General features: G+C 66.1%; 4 protein-coding genes and 1 pseudogene. 4 read left to right on the forward strand and 1 reads right to left on the reverse strand.

Annotation, left to right across the window (positions count from 1 at the left end):
• A partial coding sequence (locus tag EOC06_RS33430; protein ID WP_206631314.1) for a trimethylamine methyltransferase family protein occupies positions 1 to 714 on the forward strand: 714 nt, incomplete at its 5' end.
• A gap of 141 nt (positions 715 to 855) precedes the next feature.
• Here the strand turns inward: EOC06_RS33430 and EOC06_RS33435 are convergent.
• Complete coding sequence (locus EOC06_RS33435; RefSeq protein ID WP_127270067.1) at positions 856 to 1,881, reverse strand: LacI family DNA-binding transcriptional regulator; 1,026 nt, start codon at positions 1,879 to 1,881, stop codon at positions 856 to 858.
• Positions 1,882 to 2,078: 197 nt separating this feature from the next.
• On the opposite strand from EOC06_RS33435, the gene EOC06_RS33440 reads away from it, so the two are divergent.
• The 3 genes and pseudogenes from EOC06_RS33440 to EOC06_RS33450 all read left to right on the forward strand — a co-directional run.
• Complete coding sequence (locus EOC06_RS33440) at positions 2,079 to 3,110, forward strand: Gfo/Idh/MocA family protein (RefSeq protein WP_128309802.1); 1,032 nt, start codon at positions 2,079 to 2,081, stop codon at positions 3,108 to 3,110.
• Complete coding sequence (locus EOC06_RS33445) at positions 3,107 to 4,015, forward strand: sugar phosphate isomerase/epimerase (RefSeq protein ID WP_128309803.1); 909 nt, start codon at positions 3,107 to 3,109, stop codon at positions 4,013 to 4,015. The genes EOC06_RS33440 and EOC06_RS33445 overlap by 4 nt, the downstream gene beginning before the upstream one ends.
• 102 nt (positions 4,016 to 4,117) lie before the next feature.
• Positions 4,118 to 4,297, forward strand: a pseudogene (locus tag EOC06_RS33450) (sugar ABC transporter substrate-binding protein); the annotation flags it as partial.

Below are 4,297 nucleotides of genomic sequence, written 5' to 3' on the forward strand. Positions count from 1 at the left end.
GCGCTGACGCTGCAGCATGCCGAAGCGCTGGCCGGGCTGACGCTGGCGCAGATCGTGCGGCCCGGCGCACCGGTCGTCTACGGCTCGTTCTCTTCCAATGTCGACATGAAATCCGGCGCGCCAGCCTTCGGTACGCCCGAGCATGTCAAGGCGACGCTGGGCGCCGGTCAGCTGGCGCGCTTCACCGGACTGCCGTGGCGTTCCGGCGGCGGCAGTGCGGCCAACATCTCAGACGCGCAGGCCGCGCACGAGACGCAGTTCGCGCTGTGGGGCTCGGTGCTGGCCGGAGCGACGATGTGCATCCATGCCGCCGGCTGGCTGGAGGGCGGCCTCAGTGTCTCCTTCGAGAAGCTGATCACCGACATCGAGGCGCTGCAGACGGTGGCTGAACTTTGTGCCGCGACGCCCGGCGACACCGATACGATCGGCTTCGAGGCGATCGCCGAGGTGCAGCCGGGCGGCCACTTCTTCTCGGCCGGTCACACCATGGCGCGCTACCGCACCGCCTTCTACGAACCGCTGGTGGCCGACTGGTCGAATTTCGGCAACTGGACGCAAAGCGGCTCGAAGACAGCGAGCGAGCGCGCCACCGGTGTCTGGAGGCGGGTGCTTGCCGATTTCGCGCCGCCGGCAACGGCTGCCGCCACATCAGGCGTGCTGGATGAGTTTATCGCACGGCGCACGGCAGAGGGCGGAGCGGCGCCAGTGTCTTAAGGCCGGCTCTCGCTGATCGCCCTGGTTGTGGCGCGATCCGGAACCTGCAGCGCCTCCCGCGCATTCAAGGTTGCGGCCGGTGCACTGCGGCACCGGTGTGCTGTTTGAGGGGAGACGACATCGGCGGCCCTGCTGCCACCATCAATCGCTGTCGCGCGCCACCAGTTCCAGCGGCCAGACTTCGCGGATGATCCGCGGCCCCTCCGGGCCGGCGAAGGCGGGAAGCGACGCCAGCAGCATTTCAGCAAGCCGTTGTCCCATTGGCTCCAGCGCCGGGCGGAAGGCGGTCAACGCCGGGGAAAAATAGCGGCAGAGCGGCGTGTCGACGATGACGGTTACCGCCATGTCCTGGCCCGGCCTGATGCCCATCTCGGCCAGCGACTTGCAGCCGCCCAGCGCCATTGCATCATTGTTGAAGATGATGGCGGTCGGCGGGGCCTTGGAGCGCATGACCTGGGGCGTCACCTTGTAGCCGCCGGCCTCGTTGATGAAGCCGGACGCGATCAGCTCCGGGTCGACCTCGATGCCGTGCCGCCGCAAGGCCTTGCGGTAGCCGGCGAGGAACAGATAGCCGAAATTGAGGTCGAGCGACGGGCGGATAGCGGCGATACGGCGGTGACCGCGCGCCACAAGGCGGTCGACGGCGTCGGCGCCGGCCTTCTCGAAATCGAGGTCGAGGGAAGGATAGGACTTGGCCCCGGAGCGACTGCGGCCGAGCGTGGCGAACGGAAAGCCGGCTTGCGTGAGATAGTCGATGCGCTCGTCCTCGCGCCGCGTCCAGGCCAGCAGCACGGCATCGGCGCGGCGCGTCTCGACGACACGGCGCAGGCGCTCCTGCTGGTAGTCGCCCGGCGCGCCCATGACCACGGTCAGGTCGAGCCCGCTTTCGGCAAGCCTGGCCTGCAGCCCGATCAGAAACGGAATGAAGAACGGCTCGCCATATTGCTGGTCGCCGGGATGCGGCTGCAGCATGAAGGCGATCGAACGGGTGGCGCCTTGCCTCAGGCTGCGGCCGGACTGGTTCGGCGAATAGTTCAGCGTCCTGGCCGCCTCGAGCACGCGCTGGCGCGTGTCGGCATTGACGTCGGCGCGGCCGTTCAGCGCCCGCGACACCGTGCCGATCGATATGTTCAAGTGACGGGCAAGGTCGTGAATGCTGGACGCCAAGAGACTGTTCTCCCCCTTGCTTGGCTAGCACCGGTAGCCGCTCAGGCCAAGGCGGTAAGACGAATTTCGCCAAGGGCCGATTGACATTCTACGCCTTCGGGTGTGTTCTCGTAAACGTTTACGGAAAAACGTTTACGGTCCTGCCGTGGATGCCGTGACGATCGGTCTGGAGGGACCGAGCGGAGGAGGAGCGCTGGATGATCGATGTCGTCCTGGTCGGCTGCGGAGCGATGAGCAAGGCCTGGCTCGATGCCATCAGGCAGATCCACGGGCTCACCCTTATCGGCCTCGTGGATCTCGATGCCGACAGGGCACGGGCGAGGGCGCGCGAATACGACCTCACCAATGCCGTCATCGGCAGCAATCTCGACGCCGTGCTCGACCAGACCAAACCGCAAGCGGTGTTCGACGTGGTGGTTCCAGCCGCCCGGCGCGAAGTCGCTTTTTCCGCTTTTGCCCACAATTGCCATCTGCTGACGGAAAAGCCGCTCGCCGACAGTCCGGAAAATGCGCGCGCCATCGTCGAGGCCGCTCGCCGCGCCGGGCGCATTCACGCCGTCGTGCAGAACCGCCGCTATGTCGCCAATGTCAGGCGCATCCGCAGGTTCCTGGATTCCGGCGCCATTGGTACGCCGACCAGCATCCACGCCGACTTCTTCGTCGCGCCGCATTTCGGCGGCTTTCGCGAGGAGATGGCGCATGTGCTGTTGCTCGACATGGCGATCCACACATTCGACGCCGCCCGCTATATGGTCGCCGGCGAGCCGGCCGGCGTCTATTGCCAGGAATGGGAGCCGGCCAATTCCTGGTACCGGCAGGGATCGTCGGCCAGCGCCGTCTTCGATCTCGGCCGCGGCAAGGTCTTCACCTATGCCGGGAGCTGGTGCGCCGCCGGCTTCCGCACCAGTTGGGAAAGTACATGGCGCATCGTCGCCGAGCGCGGCAGCCTGCTCTGGGACGGCAATGACGAGCTGAGGGCAGAAGCAGTGATGCCGGGCCGCGACGGAATGTTCGACAAAACCCAGCCGATCGCGGTGCCGCCGCTCGATGCGTCCGATCGCGTCGGCGGCCATCTCGGCATTCTCCAGGATTTCGTGCACGCCATCGAGACCGGCACCGAGCCGGAAACGCGCGGCGCCGACAACATCAAGAGCCTGGCCATGGTTTTCGGCGCCATCGAAAGCGCCGAGACCGGCCGCCGCGTGACAATCGCAGAGGACACACAATGACGCCGAACCCGCTTCTCGACATCCGGATCGGCACCATGGTGCGGGCCAATCTCGACGACCCGGCGGCTTACGTCAAACAGATCCTGCCGCACGGCTTCGAGAGCATCCAGCCCTTCTTCTGGCAAACGCTTGGCGGCAAGGACCTGCCGCTTCTCGCCGGCCAGATCCGCGAGGCGATCGGCGATGCCGACGTCACCGTGTCCTCGCTCGGCGTTTTCGGCAATCCGCTGGAAGACGGCGAGGTCGATCGCGGCGTGCTCGCGGCCTGGGAAACGGTCATCGACAATGCGCATCTGTTCGGCACCTCGATGGTCAGCGGCTTCACCGGCCGCCTGCGCGGCAAGAAGCTGACCGACAGCCTGCCGCGCTTCAGGGAGGTCTGGGGGGCGTTAGCCAGGCGTGCCGCCGACAGGGGGGTGCGCATCGCCTTCGAAAACTGCGCCATGGACGGCAACTGGGCCGCCGGTGACTGGAACATCGCCCACAATCCGGACGCCTGGGAGCTGATGTTCAACGAAGTGCCCGATGACAATCTCGGGCTGGAATGGGAGCCCTGCCATCAACTCGTCTACCTGATCGATCCGATACCCCAGATCCGCAAATGGGCGCCCCGTATCTTCCATGTCCACGGCAAGGACGCGACGGTGCGCTGGGATGTCATCCGCGAGCATGGCGTGTTCGGCCGGCTGCCCTTCGTGCAGATGCGCACGCCCGGTTTCGGCGACAGCGACTGGACGCGGGTGATCAGCGAATTGCGGCTGGCCGGCTACAAGGGGGCCATCGATATCGAAGGCTGGCACGACCCGGTCTATCGCGGCGACCTCGAGATCACCGGCCAGGTGCGGGCGCTTGAATATCTCAAGCAATGCCGGGGAGGGGCCAGCTACCTGCCGAACCCGATGTGAGGATCGGCCGGCGGGAGGAGCCGGCCGGGATGTCTGCAACGCACATTGCCGAAGCGAATGTCGAACCCCTCGCTTGCGAGGACAAAAAGGGAGGATAAGTGCATGAGCATGACGATGAGAAGGACAGTTCTGCGCTCGACCGTCGTGGCCGCCGCCACGATGCTTGCCGCTGCGATCTCCACCTTGCCCGCGCGGGCGCTCGACGCCAAATGGTGCAAGGACGTCCACATCCGCTTCTTCGTCGGTGGCGCCGAGGGCGACGCTTTCGGCACCATCGTCTAC

Origin of the sequence: Mesorhizobium sp. M7A.F.Ca.MR.362.00.0.0, assembly GCF_004023175.1 — a bacterium.
Lineage (GTDB): Bacteria > Pseudomonadota > Alphaproteobacteria > Rhizobiales > Rhizobiaceae > Mesorhizobium.

Coding starts and splice junctions, on each gene's coding strand:
- EOC06_RS33445 (WP_128309803.1), top strand. CDS start 3,107: ATGACGCCGAACCCGCTTCTCGACATCCGGATCGGCACCATGGTGCGG.
- EOC06_RS33440 (WP_128309802.1), top strand. CDS start 2,079: ATGATCGATGTCGTCCTGGTCGGCTGCGGAGCGATGAGCAAGGCCTGG.